The following is a 17,441-nucleotide window of genomic DNA, read 5'->3' on the forward strand; positions in this document are numbered from 1 at the left end:
ACTCGTCTTACCTCACTACGTGAACTAAGGGTTGTCAGAAAGTCGCGCAGGGCCTGTCCCGAGGGGTATGTTGCAGGTCGAACCGGGTTAGAAGGGAGCCACATGGCGGGGCGCAACGGGCGAACGGTGCGGGACCTCAGGCGGGCCAACCGCACGGCCGTGCTCCAGCGGCTCTACTTCGACGGACCCCTCAGCCGCTTCGAGCTCGGCCCCGCGACCGGACTCAGCTCCGGCTCGGTGAGCAATGTGGTCGCGGATCTGATCGCCGACGGACTGGTGGAGGAGGCCGGCAGCGTCGACTCCGACGGCGGCCGCCCCCGCACCCTGCTGCGGGTCGCCCCCGGCAGCGGCCACATGATCGGCGTCGACGTCGGCGAAACCCGGGTGCGCATCGAGCTGTTCGACCTGACCCTCACCGAACTCGCCCGCGTGGAACGCCCGTTGGCGAAGCAGCGCTACGAGGTCGAGGTGATCGTCGGCCACATCCGCGACGGTGTGGACGAGGTGCTCGCGGCCGCGGGCATCGACCCCGAGCAGCTCCTGGGCGTAGGCATCGGCGTTCCCGGCATCGTCGAACGCACGCCGGAGCACGGGGCCGTCGTACACGGGCAGACCATCGGCTGGGACGCGGTCCCGCTGGAGAGCCTGCTGCGCTCGACCTCCCAACTCCCGGACACCGTCCCGTACTTCATCGACAACGGCGCGAAGACCCTCGGCCAGGCCGAGATGTGGTTCGGCGGCGGACGCGGTGCCCGTAACGCGGTCGTGGTCCTGTTCGGCTCCGGTGTCGGCGCCTGCCTGGTCACCCCCGAGGTGGAGCACGGCCGCGCGGTCGAGTGGGGGCATCTGACGGTACGGGTGCGGGGGCGCCGGTGCCGGTGCGGTGCGCTCGGCTGTCTGGAGGCCTACGCGGGCGCCGAGTCGCTGCTCGACCGGTGGCGCGACGAGGGCGGCCGGCTCCCCGAGGGCACCGACGAGGAGACCGCGATGACCGCGATGCTCGCCGCCGCCTACCCGGCCGAGGGCACGGCGGCCGACCCGGTGGCCCTCGCCGTCCTGGAGGAGACCGCCGAGTACCTGGGCGCGGGCCTCTCCGACCTGATCAACCTCTTCCAGCCCGAGCGCATCCTGATCGGCGGCTGGGCGGGTCTCCAGCTCGGCTCCCGCTTCCTGCCCGCCGTCCGCCGGCACGCGATGTCGTACGCCCTGCGCTATCCGGCGGACAAGGTGACCGTCGAGCTCGGTCTGCTCGGTCCTGACGCGGTCACCGTCGGTGCGGCGATCCTGCCGCTCGCGGACTTCTTCGCGCGGGGCGGCCGACGCGTCGAGCCGGAGCCCGAGGGTCCGGCACCCGCCTGGCGCACGGCACTTGAGGACCGCGCTCCGCACTGAGGTTTCGGCCGGTCACGGTGCAGGTACCCGCGTCTTTCGGACGACCGAAGGAGTGCACCGTGGCCGACGAACACCGCGAGGGCCGGGACGGCGGGCCCGTGCCGCGGGATCTGCCCGATCAGCAGGCGCGCGAGGGCGAGGACCCCTGGGAGGCGGCCCCGGGCGCGGAAGCCTGGGGCAGCGCCGCCGAAGAGGACGTACCCGACGCCGATGAGGCGGGTGCGGGCCGCCACGGCGACCCGCGCTCAGCGACCGTCCATCCCGAACACCCGGCACCGGAGGAGTCGCCCGGCTGAGCCGACGTGACGACGGTTTCCGTCCGGCGTCAGACCGCGAACGCGTTCACGCCGGTCAGCTCCGCCGACAGGGCCCACAGACGGGCCGCCTGCTCGGGGTCCGTCGCCCAGGCCTTCACGCCGACCCGCTCGTCGTCCGCGGGGGCGGGTTCGGCGATGTCGCAGTCCTCCAGGTAGACGCCACCGAGGCCGTCCAGCTGGGGCGAGGTGGCCGCCCACACCTGGGTGGCCGCGCCCTGCTCCGGGGACTTGAAGCCCTCCGGGTTGAGCGGCTTGCCGTCCTCGTCGATCCAGCCGCGGTCGATCATCTCCTGCTGGGGCAGGTGCCGTTGGAGGGGTGTGAGGATGCCGCCCGGGTGGAGCGAGAAGGCGCGGACCCCGGCGTCGCGGCCGAGCCGGTCGAGGTGCACGGCGAACAGGACGTTGGCGGTCTTGGCCTGGCCGTAGGCCTCCCACTTGTCGTAGCCGTGCGTCCACTGGACGTCGTCCCAGCGCATGCCGGCGGCGTGGTGACCGCGGGAGGAGACGGAGACGACGCGGGCGCCGCCGGGCTCGATCGCGGGCCACAGACGGTTGACGAGGGCGTAGTGGCCGAGGTGGTTCGTCGCGAACTGGGCCTCCCAGCCGGGTCCGACACGCGTCTCCGGGCAGGCCATGATCCCGGCGCTGCCGATGAGGATGTCGATGGTGCGCCCGGTGGCCAGGAAGCGCTCGGCGAAGCCGCGCACGCTCTCCTGGTCCCCGAGGTCCAGCTCGTCCACCTCGACGCCGTCCAGGCCCGCCAGGGCCTCCTCTGCGGTCGCCCTGCGGCGTGCCGGGACGACCACGTGGGCGCCCGCGGCGGTGAGCGAGCGGGTGGTCTCCAGGCCGAGGCCCGAGTAGCCGCCGGTGACGATCGCGAGCTTGCCGGTCAGATCGATGCCCTTGAGGACCTCGTCGGCGGTGCTGGTGGCGCCGAAACCGGATCCGATCCTGTGCTGTGCAGTGGTCATGTCCGAAACGCTACGGATTGGAGTGCTCTCGAAGTCAAGCGGAACCCGCGCGACCGCCACGGAGGCAGGGGCACGACCGCCCCCGGACATGGGGAAGCCCCGACCGGACGGGGGAATCACGGTCGGGGCGGTCAAAGTGTGGGCACGGATGGCGGTCGCCACTCGGCGAAAGGCTCCACAGGGCTTCAGCCGAACGATCGTCCCTGTGGGCAAAAGGTGAGGCCCGGGGACACTGTCCCATCCGCACCCACGTGTTGTTCAACGGGCAACCTCCCCGTGGTGTTCCTGCCCGTGCCCGGATTCGGGGTGACCTGTGTCACCGCCCCCGGCTCCAGGCCAGCAGCTCCTCGGCGGACCAGGTGTTCACCACCCGTTCGGCGGGCACCGCGCACTCCTCCGCCCGCGCACAGCCGAGGATCTGCCAGTCCAGCTGACCGGGCGCGTGGGCGTCGGTGTCGATCGAGAACAACACCCCGGCGTCGACGGCCCGCCGCAGCAGCCGCCGTGGCGGGTCCAGCCGCTCCGGGCGGCTGTTGATCTCCACGGCCGTACCCGACTCGGCGCACGCGGCGAACACCTCGTCGGCGTCGAACTCCGACTCCGGCCGCGCGGAACCCCCGTCCCGACCGATGATCAACCGCCCCGTGCAGTGCCCGAGGATGTCCGCGTGCGGATTCCGTACGGCGGCCACCATGCGGCGGGTCATGGCGCGGGACTCCATACGCAGCTTCGAGTGCACCGAGACCACGACCACGTCGAGGCGCTCCAGCAGCTCCGGGTCCTGGTCCAGGGAGCCGTCGTCGAGGATGTCGCACTCGATCCCGGTGAGCAGCCGGAACGGCGCCCAGGTCTCGTTCAGCGCCGCCACCACGTCCAGCTGCTCGCGCAGCCGCTCGGGGGAGAGGCCGCGGGCCACGGTCAGCCGGGGGGAGTGGTCTGTGAGCACCGCCCAGTCGTGTCCGAGGCGGGCCGCCGTACGGCCCATCTCCTCGATGGGGCTGCCGCCGTCCGACCAGTCGGAGTGCAGATGGCAGTCCCCGCGCAGCAGCGCCCGTAGCCCCTCTCCGCCAGGCGGGCGTGGTGCGGGCTCGGTCCGCTCCAGTTTCGCGAGGTACTCCGGCACCTGTCCGGCGAGCGCCTCGCGCACCACCTGGGCCGTCTTGGGGCCGATGCCCTTCAGGGACTCCAGCGTCCCGGCGGCCGCCCGCTCGCGGATCTCGTCCTCGGGCAGGTCCGCCAGGACCCGGGCGGCGCCGCGGAAGGCGCGGACGCGGTAGGTCGGCGCCAGGGACCGCTCCAGCAGGAAGGAGATCCGGTCCAGTGCGTCCAGGGGATCCACGGCGACCTCCTAGGAGGGATGAATCAGCAGATTCGCGACTCCGGAATGAGCTCTACGCTCTATTGCATGACCGAAATCGCGAGCCCGCACATCTCCCAGCCGAGAATCCTGGTTCTCGGGGTGCAGCCGGGCACACCGCCGTTCCGGATCGTGGAGATCGACGGTCTGGTGGTCGCCGAGGCGAAAGCGGTGACCGACGTACTGGAAGTCGCCGCCGTCTTCGGCATCACGGTCCATGACATGGATGATCCGGACGTGGTGCGGTGGGTCGGCGGCGACAAGTTCACCTGGCGCCTGCGCTAGGACCTGACCGGCGGATCAGGTCCCAGGAGCGGATCAGGTACTACGAGCGATCGGCTACGAGGTCAGCCGACCGTCCACTTCTGGTTGGCGCCGCCCCCGCAGGTCCAGATCTGGAGCGGGGTGCCGTTGGCCGAGTTGTTGCCCGTCACGTCCAGGCACTTGTTGGCCTGTGGGTTGACGATGTCGTTCGCCGAACTGACCGCCCACTTCTGGGCGTTGGAGCCGTTGCAGTCGTAGAGCTGGACCTTGGTGCCGTCCGCGGTGCCGCCGGCGTTCACGTCCAGGCACTTGCCGAGCGCGCGGATGGTGCCGTCGGAGCCCACGGTCCACTGCTGGGCGGAGGAGCCGTTGCAGTCGTAGAGCTGTACGGCGGTGCCGTTGGCGGAGCTGGCGCCGGCGACGTCCACGCACTTGCCGGCCAGGCCGCGGATCGCCACGCCGGTGGCCGTGTCGCTCGTGGTCACCGAGACCGAGTCGACCACCAGCTGGGCCGGGAAGACCGTGGAGCTGTTGGGGTCGCCGGGCCAGTAGCCGCCGACCGCGAGGTTGAGGATGAGGAAGAACGGCTTGTTGAACGCCCAGGTGTTGCCGCCCACGTCGGCGGGCGTGCGCGTCTGGTAGACGACCCCGTCGACCGACCACTTGATGGAGTTGGGCGCCCAGTCGACCGCGAAGGTGTGGAAGGCGTCCGCGAAGGCCTGGCCGTTGGACAGGGTGTAGCCGGCGCCTATGCCGGCCGAGCCGGAATAGCCGGGGCCGTGGATGGTGCCGTGGATCGTGGAGGGCTCGAAGCCGACGTTCTCCATGACGTCGATCTCACCCGAGTTGGGCCAGCCGACCGAACCGATGTCGGTGCCGAGCATCCAGAACGCGGGCCACATGCCCTGCCCGCGCGGGATCTTCATCCGGGCCTCGACATGACCGTACTGCGCGCTGAACTTCCCGGAGGTGTTCATCCGGGCCGAGGTGTACTGACAAGTGCCGTACCAACACTGGTAGTTGGCCGGGTTCTCCTTCTTGGCCGTGATCACCAGGTGGCCCTGGCCGTCCAGGGCCGCGTTGTTGGTGCCGGACGTGTAGTACTGGCGCTCGTGGTTGTTGACGTTGTCGCCGGTCTCCAGCGACCACCTGGAGGAGTTGACGGCGCTGCCGGCGGCCCCGTCGAAGGTGTCGTTGAAGACCACCGCGGCCGCGGAGACGTCAGAGGCGGAGACATCGGATGGATCCGCGTGCGCCGCACCGGTCGCGGCGGACGCGACCAGCACGGCGGACAAGGCGGCGAACAGGCATCTGCGGAGCAGGCGTGGGGAGGCCACGTCTCTGTCCTTCCGTACGGCGGTCGAGCGCACAGGTGGGCCGACCGGGGTGGGGGGTAAGGCGTCGCCTGTTGATTTAAGGAGTGAGATAAGGGTGAGTCAATAGTTTGGTACGGACCAATTGTTGACAATCACCGACCCCGGACGGCTGGATTCCGTTCCCCCGCACGTCGGAGGGCTAGGCGCCCTTGGACGCCTTCGCCGACTTCTCCTTCGAGGCCTTCCGCTGAGCGGACCGCACCGTGCGCGGCCGGCGCTTGCGGGCGTGCACGACGCGGCCCATCCGACGGCCCAGCAGGAGGTAACCGATCAGCGCGCCACTGGTGTTGAGGATGACGTCGTCGATGTCGAAGGCACGGCCGGTGATCAGCGCGCCCTGGGCGAACTCCACCAGGAGCATGACGACGGCCGTCAGCAGGAGCACCCGCAGCAGCCCACGGGCCTTGGGGGCCAGGACGGGGATGAGGATGCCGAACGGGATGCCGAGCACGACGTTGCCGCCGATCTGCTTGACGGCGTCCCGCAGGGCGGGTTGGTCGAGATAGGCCTTGAGCGAGCGGCCCGGGTGGAGATTGGTGTGCACGAGAGCCGTCGACGCGGGCGACGGCTCCAGTGTCAGTTTGGCCAGCACCACGGCGAACGCCACCATGAACGCGAAGGCGCACAGCATCGCCAGGAAGCGGATCGGGAAGGGCAGGACGTGCCGTTCGACGGTGGCCGGCTGCTCCTCGCCCTCTTTCTTGGCGGAACGCAGACGCCAGCCGGCGCGCGGTCGTACGACTGTCCGGGCCATTCAGTCCTCCGGTCTTCAACTCTCCGATGTGGAAGGGCGGATACCCGCGAACCGCCCTTAGATGCCGTGCGCCGACACTGAACCGCTGCCGCCGCCGGTCCCGATCCGGTGCGGATCAGGACGCGAAGGTGACGTGCACCACCTTGAAGCCGAGGGAGTGCAGCAGGCCTTCGAGCATGTCGGTGGTGTTGGTCTCGGCGCGCTTGGTCAGACCGCTCTCCTTGGCCGCGTCGCCGATGTGCCTGACCGCGAGTTTCTGCACGGCCTGTTCGCTGTTGGGGTTGTCCGAGAAGAAGTCGCCGAGCCGGTCCAGGAGTCCACGCTGCTTGGACACGGCGTAGGAGCGGTCCGGGTTCAGGGCGGGCTTGCCCAGGGCCGCGTGCGGCAGGTTGAGCGTGGCGGCCGTGCGGTCCTCGTTGACCGTCACGTCGTCCTTGCCGACCTTGCCGAGGTCGACATAGGCGTCGACGGTGCCCGCGCCCACGTAGAGGACACGGGAGCCGCGGATCGCGTCGGGCAGGTACTTGGTGTCCTTCTCCAGGTCCACGACGACCTGGAAGTTGCCGGACGCGGCGTCGTAGCGGCTCATGTCCTGGATGGACTGCAGCAGAGCGGGTCCCGAGCGGTCGTGCGTCTCCGTGCCGAACAGGTCCTTGAGACCGGGGATCACACTCAGCGTGACCCCGACGAAGAACACCGCGAGCACCAGCACTACGGCGCACACCGCTTTGACCCAGCCCGGCATCCGCCGGGACACGCGCCTGATGGGAGTCGTCATGGTGACAGCCCTCCTTCCTAGACACCGGATGCCCCCCAAAAGCCTTGTCAGACCGCCCTGTTGCCGTTTCGGGACACATGCCTGAGGCACAGGGGGCGCACCGGCCGGAGCACCCCCGTCTACCTGCGCGTCGGCACTTCCCGGTCGCCGGAGAGCCGCGAGGTCCACACGCCCTCGCCGCGCGTGAGACCGGGCAGCGCCAACTCGACCTCGCGCAGCCGCCGGGCGGGCAGCTCACCGGAGATCAGCCAGGCGGCCGACCCGCCCGTGGTCCCGGTGAACTCCGCCCCGCATGAGGCGAGTCGTGCGGTCACCGGTGCCAGTGCGTCGAGCGGGACCTCCGCCTCGAAGGCGTGGTAGGGCTCGTACAGCCGGGTCCGTGCCCGCTCCAGGGCGCGGCGCAGCACGATCGGGGTGAGCCCGCGGAAGTCGGCGGCCGTGCTGAGCGGCCCGACGAAGCCCGACCGGATCAGAGTGACGCGGTAGTCCGTGACGGCCGCACCGGACAGCCCGGCGCCCATGCTCACGTGCACGGTCTCCTCGACGGCCTGGTGGAAGGCGCGGGGGAGCGCGCCGAGTTCCGTCTCGTAGCCGAACACCCCGCCGGTGCCCCGGGGTTGCGGCTCCACCCGCAGTCCGATCGTCGCCCAGTAGCGCGAGCGGTCGTGCCACGGCAGCTCCTCGACCGCCTCGCCGACCCCGGCAGGACGTTCCAGGAGCCGGACCCGGCCCGGCGCGAAGTCGGCCTCGATGCCGAAGTCCTGGGCGAGCGTCGCCCCGATCACCTTCATCTGGACCTCGCCGTACAGGAGCAGCGCGGTGGCGTCGGGCCCGGCGGCCCTGGCGTGGATCAGCGGGTCCTGATCGGCGAGCGCGAGCAGGGCGGAGCGCAGCCGCACGGCCTGCTCCGGACGCCTGGCCCGCACCAGCGTCTCCAGCGTGGGCGGCGCGAACTGCGGTGCCCGGTCGGTGAGTTCACCGAGCCGGTCGCCGACGCGCACGGTGCTCACGCCGGTGAGGGCCGCGATGTTCCCGGCGGTCAGCGGACCGCTCCCGCCGATCACGTCGAGTCGGTTCACCCGCCCGGAGACCTCGACGGTCCGGCCGTCGGCCTCCCGCCGCAGGAAGGTCAGCCGCTGACGGGGTGTCACCTCACCGTCGTACAACCGCAGATACGCCGTCCTCGCCCCGCCGGGTCCCGGACGGACGGCGAACACCGTGCCGCGTGGTGCCGTGCTCTCGGCTCCGGGTGCGGGCGGGATCAGCCGGAGCATGTTCTCCACGAGTCCGGAGACACCCTGGCCGCCGAGGGCCGAGCCGAACAGGACGGGGTGGAACGAGCCGTCGGCGGTCCGGGCGGCCAGGGCCTTGCGCAGGTCGTCCGGGGTGGGCGCGGGGCCGTCCACGACCGCCGCGAGGACGTCCGGGTCGACCTCGGCGAGCGCCTCGGCCAGCCGTCGATCGCCCGGCGGGCGGGCGGTCACGCGGGCGTCGGCGGTGCCGATGCCCGTGACGTCCGCGAGCGGTGCGACGTACGGCGTCAGCCTGCGCCGGATGTCGGCCAGCAGGCCGTCTGTGCGGGCGCCCGCCCGGTCGATCTTGTTGACGAAGACGAGGGTGGGCAGCCGGAGCCGGCGCAGGGTGCGCAGCAGCACCCTGGTCTGCGCCTGGACGCCCTCCACGGCCGACAGCAGCAGCACCGCGCCGTCGAGGACCTCCAGGGCGCGCTCGACCTCGGCGATGAAGTCGGAGTGTCCCGGGGTGTCGATGAGGTTGATCCGGGTGTCGCCGACGGTGAAGGAGGCCACGGCGGAGCGGATGGTGATGCCGCGCCGGCGCTCGATCTCCCCGTCGTCCGTCAGGGTGTCGCCGGTGTCGACGCTGCCGAGCCGGTCGATCGCCCCGTGGTCGAAGAGCAGGCGCTCGGTGAGGCTGGTCTTACCGGCGTCGACGTGGGCCAGAATGCCGATGTTCAGGGTGTGCATGCGGGGTCGAGTCCTCAGGAACCGTGGGCCTATGGGGGCACTGGTGGATTCCGAGGAGTCGGCGCATGGGAGCTCCTGAGGTCGGGGAGGGCGGACCGGACCATCCTGGCCCACCGCCGGTAGCGGTCCGCAACAGGTTTTCCGTGGTCAGTAGCATGAGGCCGACCCCCGGATCGATCATGCGAGGAGCGGACCGTGCGAGACATCTCCGTGTTCAGCGGCAGTGCCCACCCCGACCTGGCGGCGGAGGTCTGCGCGCATCTCGGAGTGCCGCTCAGCCCGACCCGGGTCAGCCGGTTCGCCAACGACTGCCTGGAGGTGCAGCTCCAGGCCAACTGCCGGGAACGGGACGTCTTTCTGATCCAGCCGCTGGTCAAGCCGGTCCAAGAGCACCTGGTCGAGCTGCTGTTGATGTGCGACGCGGCGCGCGGGGCGTCGGCGGGGCGGATCAGCGTCGTCATGCCGCACTACTCCTACGCGCGCTCCGACAAGAAGGACGCGCCCCGGATCTCGCTCGGCGGACGTCTGGTCGCCGATCTGCTGGTGGCGGCGGGCGCGAGCCGGGTGCTCGCCATGACCCTGCACGCACCGCAGGTGCACGGCTTCTTCTCGGTCCCGGTCGACCATCTGCACGCTCTGCGCGAACTGGCCGCGCACTTCCGGCAGTACGACCTGTCCCGGACCACCGTGGTCTCCCCGGACCTCGGCAACGCCAAGGAGGCCGCCGCGTTCGCGCGGTTGATCGGCGCCCAGGTGGCGGCCGGCGCCAAACAGCGGTTCGCGGACGACCGGGTGGAGATCAGCTCCGTCATCGGCGATGTGGCCGACCGGGACGTCATCGTGCTGGACGACGAGATCGCCAAGGGCAGCACCGTGCTGGAACTCCTGCAACGGCTGCGGGAGTTGGGGCCGCGCTCGATCCGAGTGGCGTGCACGCACGGCCTGTTCGCGGACGGGGCGCTCAAGCGGATCGGCGAGCAGCCGGACGTACTGGAGATCGTCTGCACCAACACCGTGCCGGTGCCCGAGGAGGAGCGCACGGAGAAGCTGCGGATCCTGTCCATCGCCCCGGCCCTCGCCGAGGCCGTGCGGCGCATTCACAACGGCGAGTCGGTCAGCGCCCTGTTCGACGCGCCGCCGAACGAATAGACATGAGGGAGTGGAGCGACGCCCGGCGGCACACCGACGCTCAGGAGGGGTTGCAGTGGCCAAGGCGAAGTTCGAGCGCACGAAGCCGCATGTGAACATCGGCACCATCGGTCACATCGACCACGGCAAGACCACGCTCACGGCGGCCATCACGAAAGTGCTGCACGACCGGTTCCCGGACCTGAACCCGTACACGCCGTTCGACCAGATCGACAAGGCCCCCGAGGAGCGGCAGCGGGGCATCACGATCTCCATCGCCCATGTGGAGTACCAGACCGAGCGCCGGCACTACGCGCACGTCGACTGCCCGGGCCACGCGGACTACATCAAGAACATGATCACCGGGGCCGCGCAGATGGACGGCGCGATCCTGGTCGTCGCGGCCACCGACGGACCGATGCCGCAGACCAAGGAACACGTGCTGCTCGCCCGGCAGGTGGGCGTGCCGTACATCGTCGTCGCCCTCAACAAGACGGACATGGTGGACGACGAGGAGATCCTGGAGCTCGTCGAGCTGGAGGTCCGGGAGCTGCTGAGCGAGTACGAGTTCCCCGGCGACGAGCTCCCGGTGGTGCGGGTCTCCGCGCTGAAGGCCCTGGAGGGGGACCCGGAGTGGAGCGCCTCGGTGCTCGAACTCCTCGCCGCCGTCGACGAGTTCGTGCCCGAGCCGGTACGGGACGTGGACCGGCCGTTCCTGATGCCGATCGAGGACGTGTTCACCATCACCGGTCGCGGCACGGTCGTCACCGGCCGGATCGAGCGCGGCACGCTGCACGTCAACCGCGAGGTCGAGATCATCGGCATCCACGAGACCAAGACGCGGACCACCGTCACCGGCATCGAGATGTTCCGCAAACTGCTCGACGAGGGCCGGGCCGGCGAGAACGTCGGACTGCTGCTGCGCGGGGTCAGGCGCGAGGACGTGGAGCGCGGCCAGGTCGTCATCCAGCCCGGTTCGGTCACCCCGCACAAGGACTTCGAGGCACGCGCCTACATCCTGTCCAAGGACGAGGGCGGCCGGCACACGCCCTTCTTCGACAACTACCGCCCGCAGTTCTACTTCCGCACGACCGATGTGACGGGCGTGGTGACACTGCCCAAGGGCACCGAGATGGTCATGCCGGGCGACAACACGACCATGAACGTGCAGCTGATCCAGCCGATCGCCATGGAGGAGGGGCTGAAGTTCGCCATCCGCGAGGGCGGCCGGACAGTCGGCGCCGGTCAGGTCACCAAGATCCTCAAGTAGCGGCGCTCGTACGGAAATTCAGCCGCGCGCACACGGGGCACCGCCTCGCTCACACGGAGCCGGACGTGGCCTCGGGCTGGCCCAGGGCCGCGTCCAGCGTGGCGTGCGGCGGCAGCAGCCGGGTCAGCCCGGTGACCTGCATGACGCGCAGGGTGAGGGCGTGCGTGCAGACCAGGCGCAGCTCGCCGTCGTGGTCCAGGGTCCGGGCGCGGGCCCGGTACAGCAGCCGCAGCCCCGAGCAGTCGAAGAACTCGACGCCCCTGAGGTCGATCACCAGCCGGACCTCGGGGCGCGCCGTCACCCGGTCCAGATACGGACCGATCTCCACGGCAGCGGCGATGTCGATCTCGCCGCGCAACTCCACCACCGTGTGTCCGCGGTCCTCGTGCACACGCAGATGGCGGGTGGGCGGCGCAGGTTCCTGCTGCACGACGACATCGCCTCCAACCTGCTCCGACTACGGCGGGGACCGCAGGCCACCGGGGTCTGGGGTGACATCGTGCAGCGAGCGTACGAGTACAGCCGTGCCCCGGGTTCCCAGAGCGAGCGCAAAACCGTTCCCCGCCCTGCAAGTTACCCTCGATCGAGTGAATTTGAGCATGTTCGATTGACATATGTCTTCGAATTGGAGCGACGAGTCTACGAGAGGGCGTGCCAGGCCTTGGAGAGTGCCTGGCGGAGCTGCTCCGTCTGGTGCGTGGTGAGGTCGCTCACCATGCGCTCCTCCAACTCCCGTACCGGCCCGGCGTATCGCCCGAGCAGCTCGCGCCCCTCGCCGGTCAGCAGGATCAGCAGCTCCCGGCGATTGCGCGGATTGCGCTCGCGGCGGATCAGCCCGCGGCTCTCCAGGGACCGTACGAGATCGGCGATGGACTGGGACGTGACGAAGGAGTCGCGGGCCAGCTGGGCCGCCGACAGCCCGTCGTGCCGCTCCAGGACGGTCAGCGCGGTGTACTGCAGCGCCGTGATCCCGGACGGCCTGACCAGCTCGTCGAGGCGGGAGCGCGCGGCGAGTTCCACCTGCTTGACCATGTAGAGCAGGGACGGGGGTGCCTTCGTTTCCTGGGGGGCGGCCATGTCCTGAGCCTAGAGCATTGACAGGAATCCTGTCTGTAATCAGACTGCGAGGCAGACGGTGAACCAACAGGAATCCTGTTGGTTGAATGCTTGGCAATCTTGGTATTCCTGGCGATGAGGCTGAGGAGTGGTGATGACCGCCTTCGAGATGGAACCCGGACGGCTGTTCGTCGGAGGACAGTGGCGCGAGGCCGAGGACGGAGCCCGCGTCGAGGTGGTCGACCCGTCCCGGGGCGCGGTCGTCACCACCGTCGCGGCGGCCGGCGCCGCCGACGTCGACGTGGCCGTGCAGGCGGCGCGGGAGGCCTTCGACGGGGGCGCGTGGTCCGGGCTGAGCGGCCGGGAGCGGGGCCGGGTGCTGCACCGGGTCGCCGAGCTGATCCGCGAACGGGCCGACGAGATCGCCGAGTTGGAGAGCCTCGACGTCGGCAAGCCCATCACGCTGTGCCACGCCGTGGACGTGACCAACACGGCCAACGACTTCGAGTACTTCGCCGCCCTCGCGTACTCCCTGGACGGCGCCGTCCGCGACACCCCCATGAACGCGCTCGCGTACACCAAGCGTGAGCCGCTCGGTGTCGTCGCCGCGATCACTCCCTTCAACTTCCCGCTGATCCTTGCCGGTTCGAAGATCGGCCCGGCGCTCGCGGCCGGCAACACCGTGGTGCACAAGCCGGCCGACGAGACCCCGCTCAGCGCGCTCTACATGGCCCGGCTGTTCCAGGAGGCGGGCGTCCCCGACGGCGTGGTCAACGTCGTCACCGGGACCGGCCCGGTGGCGGGCGAGGCGCTGCTGCGCCACCGCGGGGTCGACAAGGTCGCCTTCACCGGCTCCACCGCCGTCGGCCGCCATGTGGCGAGCACCGCGGGCGAGGCGCTCAAGCCGGTCACGATGGAACTCGGCGGCAACGCGGCCCACCTCGTCTTCGAGGACGCCGACCTGGAGAAGGCGGTCTGCGCGGTCATCAAGGCCTTCGTCTTCAACACCGGGCAGTTCTGCATGGGCGGCCCCCGGCTGCTGGTGGCGCGCTCGGTGTACAGCACCCTGCTCGGTATCCTCGCCGAGGCCGTCCCGGGCGTCCCGGTCGGCGACCCGAGGCTGCCCGAGACCGTCGTCGGACCGATGGCGGGGGAGCGGCACCTCAAGAAGGTCGAGGAGTACGTCGACCTGGCCCGCAAGGAGGGCGCCCGCATCGTCTGCGGCGGCGAGCGGCTCGACCTGGACGGCGGCTACTACTACAAGCCCACCGTGATCGCCGACCTGTCGAACGACTCCCGGGTGGTCCAGGAGGAGGTCTTCGGTCCGGTCCTGACCGTGCAGCCCTTCGACACCGAGGACGAGGCCGTCGCGCTCGCCAACTCCACGCCGTACGGCCTGGCTTCGGGTGTCCAGACCGGCAACCTGGCCCGCGCACACCGCATCGCCGACCGGCTCCAGGCAGGCATCGTCTGGATCAACGACTGGGCCATGCTCGACCCCGCGGTCCCCTTCGGCGGCGTCAAGGACTCCGGCTTCGGCCGCGAGTACGGCCCCGAGGCGCTCGCCGCCTACACCCGGACCAAGTCCGTCGTCGTCTCGCTCGACTGAACCTGCCTGAGCACGTCTGAACACGCCTGAAGGCAAAAGGAGTTCGTACGATGTCCATCACCACCCGCGCCGCCGTCGTCGAGTCGGGCGGCGCGCCCTTCACGCTCACCGAGGTCGAGCTGGCCGAGCCCGGCCCGCACGAGGCACTCGTCCGCGTCGTCGCAACGGGCCTGTGCCACACCGACCTTGGCGTGGCGAGCGGCGGACTGCCCTTTCCGCTCCCCGGAGTTCTCGGGCACGAGGGCGCCGGTGTCGTCGAGGAGGTCGGCTCCGCCGTCACCGCTGTCGCACCCGGCGACCATGTGGTGCTGTCCTTCACGTCCTGCGGCGACTGCCGCAACTGCCGTGGCGGGCACCCCGCCTACTGCGCGACCTGGCTGCCGCTGAACCTCATCGGCGGTCGCCGCGCCGACGGCAGCAGCACCGTCAGCCGGGACGGGCAGCCCCTCGGCGGGCACTTCTTCGGGCAGTCCTCGTTCGCGGAACGGGCGTTGGTCGACGAACGCAGCCTCGTCAAGGTCGACCCGGACGTGCCGCTGGAGTCGATCGCCCCGCTGGGGTGCGGAGTCCAGACGGGGGTCGGCGCCGTCTGGAACGTGCTGAAGCCCCGGCTCGGCGACACGGTCGTGGTGCTCGGCGCCGGGGCGGTCGGCCTGTCGGCGGTGATGGCGGCAGCCCTCACCCCGGCCACCAGGATCATCGCCGTCGACCGGGTCGCCGAACGGCTCGAACTGGCCGGGGAGTTGGGCGCCACCCACACCGTGGACACCGGCACGGCCGACCTCGCCGGGGCGCTGGCGGAGATCACCGGCGGCCAGGGTGCCGACGGCGTCGTCGAGACCACCGGCAACGTCGCCGTGCTGCGTCAGGGCGTCGACGCGCTCGCCGCTCGCGGCACGGTGGTCGTCGTAGGAGCTCCGCCGTTCGGCACCGAAGTCGCCCTGGACGTCAACGGGTTGCTCAGCGGGAAGCGGGTCGTCGGGCTCACTCTCGGCGACGCCGAGACGCAGTCCTCCATCCCGGCCCTGGTCCGGCTGGTCAAGGAGGGACGGCTCCCGCTGCACCGCCTGATCAGCACGTATCCGTTCGCGGAGATCGATCAGGCGGTGCGGGACATGGGCGCGGGCAAGGCGATCAAGCCAGTGCTCACCTTCTGACCGGCGTCGGCCCTTGCGCCGGCCGGGTGTGAGACGACCCGCGTCAGTCCGTCAGCAGGACGATCTTTCCCGCGGTCCGGCCGGTGCCGCCGAGCGTGTGCGCCTCGGCGGCCTCGGCCAGCGGGAAGGTCGCGGCGATGGTGGCGCGCAGCTTGCCCGCCTCCACCAGGTCCGCGATCGCCGCCATGCCGCTGTGGGAGGCGTCGACCAGCATGCGCAGCGCCCGGACACCGAGCCGCTCGGCCTCCTCGTAGAACTCGTTCGAACCGATCGGGACGATCGAGACCAGTTGGCCGCCCGGGCGCAGGACGCGCATGGAGCGCAGGGCGGTGTCGCCGCCGAGGGTGTCCAGGACGATGTCGACGTCCTTCACCACCTCGGTGAAGTCGGTCTCGCGGTAGTCGATCGGCTCGTCGACGCCGATCGAGCGCAGGAAGTCGTGCTTGCCCGCGCTCGCGGTGCCGATCACGTACGCGCCGCGCGCCTTGGCGATCTGGACGGCCACGTGGCCGACCCCGCCGGCCGCCGCGTGGATCAGCACGCGCTGACCCGGCTGGACGTCCGCGTACTCGACCAGGCCCTGCCACGCGGTCAGCGAGACCAGCGGCAGCGCGCCCGCCTGGGTGTGGTCGATCGAGGCCGGCTTGTGCGCGAAGGTGCGCGCCGGGGCGGTGACGTACTCGGCGTGCGAGCCGTGCCCGTAGGGGTAGGACAGCATGCCGAAGACCTCGTCGCCGGGCTGGAAGCGGGCGACGCCGACGCCGACCGCCTCGACCGTGCCGGAGACGTCCCAGCCCAGCACGAAGGGCGGCTCGCCCAGGAAACCGCCGGTCTTGCGGTGCTTCCAGTCGGTGGGGTTGAGGCCGGCGGCGTGGACGCGGACCAGCACCTCGTTGGTGCGCGGCTGCGGGCGTTCCAGCTCCACGAGCTTGAGGACCTCGGGTCCGCCGAGGGTGTCCTGGCTGATGGCTCGCATCGTGTTCACAGTGCTCATGGTGAACCAGCCTGCCCCGGGCCGCCCGCCAGGGAAATGGCACGATGGCCAACCTTCGATAGGATCGTGCCATGCGTGAAAACACTCGGGTGGAACGGGTCGTGGTGCTGGCCCTGGACGGCGTGCACCCCTTCGAGCTGGGCATCCCCAACCGGATCTTCGACGCGGCGGGCGGCCGGTACGAGGTGCTGACCTGTTCCGTCGACGGCCGGCCGGTGCGCACCAACGCCGACTTCACGGTCGGTGTGGAGCACGGTCCCGAGGCTCTGGCCACCGCCGACACCGTCGTGGTCGCGGCCGTCGCCTCGTCCCGCGTGACCGCCGAGCTGACGGACGAGCTCCGTGCCGCGCTCGCGCTCATCCGGCCGGACGCGCGCATCGTCTCCATCTGCACCGGCGCCTTCGTGCTCGCCGCCGCCGGTCTGCTCGACGGGCGCAAGGCCACCACGCACTGGCAGCTCGTCGAGCCGTTCCGGCGGATGTACCCGCACATCGACCTCGACCCCGACGTCCTCTTCGTCGCCGACGGACGGATCCTGACCTCGGCCGGTGCCGCCTCCGGCGTCGACATCTGCCTGCACATCGTGCGCGAGGACCACGGCAGCGAGCTCGCCAACGCGGTCGCCCGCAGCCTCGTGGTCCCGCCGTACCGGGACGGTGGGCAGGCGCAGTACATCGAGCAGCCCATGCCCGAGCCGGGCGCGGCGAGCACGGCCGCCACGCGCGCGTGGGCCCTGGTCCGCCTCGACGAACCACTCACCCTCGCCGACCTCGCCCGGCACGCGGGCATGAGCATGCGCACCTTCGCCCGCCGCTTCAACGACGAGGTCGGTGTCAGTCCCGGCCGCTGGCTCATCCAGCAGCGGGTCGCGCACGCCCGGCACCTGCTGGAGTCGAGCGATCTGTCGGTGGACCAGATCGCAGGGCAGGTCGGCTTCGCCACCGGCGCCTCGCTGCGGCAGCACCTGCACGCGGCGATCGGCGTCTCCCCGCAGGCGTACCGGCGTACCTTCCAGGCGGCCGTGCGCTGACC

General features: G+C 70.7%; 17 protein-coding genes. 8 read left to right on the top strand and 9 right to left on the bottom strand.

Going from position 1 to position 17,441, the window contains the following annotated elements:
* Positions 1 to 102 precede the first annotated feature (102 nt).
* Both ACWDR3_RS09710 and ACWDR3_RS09715 read left to right on the top strand, forming a co-directional pair.
* The gene (locus tag ACWDR3_RS09710) at positions 103 to 1,392 is read left to right on the top strand and encodes an ROK family transcriptional regulator (RefSeq protein ID WP_450351922.1); all 1,290 of its coding nucleotides are present in this window, start codon (positions 103 to 105) and stop codon (positions 1,390 to 1,392) included.
* A 59-nt stretch (positions 1,393 to 1,451) separates the two neighbouring features.
* On the top strand, positions 1,452 to 1,688 hold the full coding sequence (locus tag ACWDR3_RS09715; RefSeq protein ID WP_450351923.1) for a hypothetical protein: 237 nt from the start codon (positions 1,452 to 1,454) through the stop codon (positions 1,686 to 1,688).
* A 29-nt stretch (positions 1,689 to 1,717) separates the two neighbouring features.
* Here the strand turns inward: ACWDR3_RS09715 and ACWDR3_RS09720 are convergent, their stop codons facing one another.
* A complete protein-coding gene (locus ACWDR3_RS09720) occupies positions 1,718 to 2,680 on the bottom strand; it encodes an SDR family NAD(P)-dependent oxidoreductase (protein WP_450351924.1) in 963 nt (320 codons plus the stop codon).
* A gap of 316 nt (positions 2,681 to 2,996) precedes the next feature.
* Entirely contained in the window at positions 2,997 to 4,019 is a 1,023-nt protein-coding gene (locus ACWDR3_RS09725; RefSeq protein ID WP_450351925.1) for a PHP domain-containing protein, read from the bottom strand.
* 66 nt (positions 4,020 to 4,085) lie between these two features.
* Between ACWDR3_RS09725 and ACWDR3_RS09730 the strand changes: the two genes are divergently transcribed.
* Positions 4,086 to 4,322, top strand: a complete 237-nt coding sequence (locus ACWDR3_RS09730; protein WP_450351926.1) for a hypothetical protein — start codon at positions 4,086 to 4,088, stop codon at positions 4,320 to 4,322.
* A 62-nt stretch (positions 4,323 to 4,384) separates the two neighbouring features.
* On the opposite strand, the gene ACWDR3_RS09735 is transcribed toward ACWDR3_RS09730, so the two are convergent.
* The 4 genes from ACWDR3_RS09735 to otr(A) all read right to left on the bottom strand — a co-directional run bounded on the left by ACWDR3_RS09735 (position 4,385) and on the right by otr(A) (position 9,194).
* Positions 4,385 to 5,638, bottom strand: coding sequence for a ricin-type beta-trefoil lectin domain protein (locus ACWDR3_RS09735; protein WP_450351927.1), 1,254 nt, complete (start codon positions 5,636 to 5,638; stop codon positions 4,385 to 4,387).
* 178 nt (positions 5,639 to 5,816) lie between these two features.
* Positions 5,817 to 6,431, bottom strand: coding sequence for a VanZ family protein (locus ACWDR3_RS09740; RefSeq protein ID WP_450351928.1), 615 nt, complete (start codon positions 6,429 to 6,431; stop codon positions 5,817 to 5,819).
* A gap of 115 nt (positions 6,432 to 6,546) precedes the next feature.
* Positions 6,547 to 7,209 carry a DUF4230 domain-containing protein gene (locus ACWDR3_RS09745; protein WP_450351929.1) on the bottom strand — a complete coding sequence of 221 codons (663 nt, stop codon included), beginning with the start codon at positions 7,207 to 7,209 and terminating at the stop codon, positions 6,547 to 6,549.
* A gap of 119 nt (positions 7,210 to 7,328) precedes the next feature.
* Positions 7,329 to 9,194, bottom strand: coding sequence for a tetracycline resistance ribosomal protection protein Otr(A) (gene otr(A), locus ACWDR3_RS09750; RefSeq protein WP_450351930.1), 1,866 nt, complete (start codon positions 9,192 to 9,194; stop codon positions 7,329 to 7,331).
* Between the two features lie 195 nt (positions 9,195 to 9,389).
* On the opposite strand from otr(A), the gene ACWDR3_RS09755 reads away from it, so the two are divergent.
* Together ACWDR3_RS09755 and tuf are read left to right on the top strand one after the other, a co-directional pair.
* Positions 9,390 to 10,343 (top strand): ribose-phosphate diphosphokinase, encoded by a 954-nt coding sequence (locus tag ACWDR3_RS09755; RefSeq protein WP_450351931.1) that lies wholly within the window; start codon positions 9,390 to 9,392, stop codon positions 10,341 to 10,343.
* A 55-nt stretch (positions 10,344 to 10,398) separates the two neighbouring features.
* Entirely contained in the window at positions 10,399 to 11,592 is a 1,194-nt protein-coding gene (gene tuf, locus ACWDR3_RS09760) for an elongation factor Tu (protein WP_450351932.1), read from the top strand.
* Positions 11,593 to 11,641: 49 nt separating this feature from the next.
* On the opposite strand, the gene ACWDR3_RS09765 is transcribed toward tuf, so the two are convergent.
* Together ACWDR3_RS09765 and ACWDR3_RS09770 are read right to left on the bottom strand one after the other, a co-directional pair.
* Positions 11,642 to 12,022: an anti-sigma factor antagonist gene (locus tag ACWDR3_RS09765; protein WP_450351933.1), complete on the bottom strand. Its 381-nt coding sequence runs from the start codon at positions 12,020 to 12,022 to the stop codon at positions 11,642 to 11,644.
* Between the two features lie 209 nt (positions 12,023 to 12,231).
* Positions 12,232 to 12,669: a MarR family winged helix-turn-helix transcriptional regulator gene (locus ACWDR3_RS09770; RefSeq protein WP_450351934.1), complete on the bottom strand. Its 438-nt coding sequence runs from the start codon at positions 12,667 to 12,669 to the stop codon at positions 12,232 to 12,234.
* Positions 12,670 to 12,802: 133 nt separating this feature from the next.
* On the opposite strand from ACWDR3_RS09770, the gene ACWDR3_RS09775 reads away from it, so the two are divergent.
* Together ACWDR3_RS09775 and ACWDR3_RS09780 are read left to right on the top strand one after the other, a co-directional pair.
* Positions 12,803 to 14,257 carry an aldehyde dehydrogenase family protein gene (locus tag ACWDR3_RS09775; RefSeq protein ID WP_450351935.1) on the top strand — a complete coding sequence of 485 codons (1,455 nt, stop codon included), beginning with the start codon at positions 12,803 to 12,805 and terminating at the stop codon, positions 14,255 to 14,257.
* 50 nt (positions 14,258 to 14,307) lie between these two features.
* Positions 14,308 to 15,414, top strand: coding sequence for an NAD(P)-dependent alcohol dehydrogenase (locus ACWDR3_RS09780; RefSeq protein WP_450351936.1), 1,107 nt, complete (start codon positions 14,308 to 14,310; stop codon positions 15,412 to 15,414).
* 43 nt (positions 15,415 to 15,457) lie between these two features.
* Here the strand turns inward: ACWDR3_RS09780 and ACWDR3_RS09785 are convergent, their stop codons facing one another.
* The gene (locus ACWDR3_RS09785) at positions 15,458 to 16,408 is read right to left on the bottom strand and encodes an NADP-dependent oxidoreductase (protein ID WP_450351937.1); all 951 of its coding nucleotides are present in this window, start codon (positions 16,406 to 16,408) and stop codon (positions 15,458 to 15,460) included.
* 71 nt (positions 16,409 to 16,479) lie between these two features.
* On the opposite strand from ACWDR3_RS09785, the gene ACWDR3_RS09790 reads away from it, so the two are divergent.
* A complete protein-coding gene (locus tag ACWDR3_RS09790; RefSeq protein ID WP_450351938.1) occupies positions 16,480 to 17,439 on the top strand; it encodes a GlxA family transcriptional regulator in 960 nt (319 codons plus the stop codon).
* Positions 17,440 to 17,441 lie beyond the last annotated feature (2 nt).

Source organism: Streptomyces sp. NPDC001002 (assembly GCF_053599215.1).

Excerpts from the sequence above, each read along its gene's own strand:
- ACWDR3_RS09730 (WP_450351926.1), top strand. The coding sequence starts at position 4,086 with ATGACCGAAATCGCGAGCCCGCACATCTCCCAGCCGAGAATCCTGGTT.
- ACWDR3_RS09745 (WP_450351929.1), bottom strand. The coding sequence starts at position 7,209 with ATGACGACTCCCATCAGGCGCGTGTCCCGGCGGATGCCGGGCTGGGTC.
- ACWDR3_RS09710 (WP_450351922.1), top strand. The coding sequence starts at position 103 with ATGGCGGGGCGCAACGGGCGAACGGTGCGGGACCTCAGGCGGGCCAAC.
- ACWDR3_RS09780 (WP_450351936.1), top strand. The coding sequence starts at position 14,308 with ATGTCCATCACCACCCGCGCCGCCGTCGTCGAGTCGGGCGGCGCGCCC.
- ACWDR3_RS09720 (WP_450351924.1), bottom strand. The coding sequence starts at position 2,680 with ATGACCACTGCACAGCACAGGATCGGATCCGGTTTCGGCGCCACCAGC.
- ACWDR3_RS09775 (WP_450351935.1), top strand. The coding sequence starts at position 12,803 with ATGACCGCCTTCGAGATGGAACCCGGACGGCTGTTCGTCGGAGGACAG.
- ACWDR3_RS09790 (WP_450351938.1), top strand. The coding sequence starts at position 16,480 with ATGCGTGAAAACACTCGGGTGGAACGGGTCGTGGTGCTGGCCCTGGAC.
- ACWDR3_RS09785 (WP_450351937.1), bottom strand. The coding sequence starts at position 16,408 with ATGAGCACTGTGAACACGATGCGAGCCATCAGCCAGGACACCCTCGGC.
- ACWDR3_RS09740 (WP_450351928.1), bottom strand. The coding sequence starts at position 6,431 with ATGGCCCGGACAGTCGTACGACCGCGCGCCGGCTGGCGTCTGCGTTCC.
- ACWDR3_RS09770 (WP_450351934.1), bottom strand. The coding sequence starts at position 12,669 with ATGGCCGCCCCCCAGGAAACGAAGGCACCCCCGTCCCTGCTCTACATG.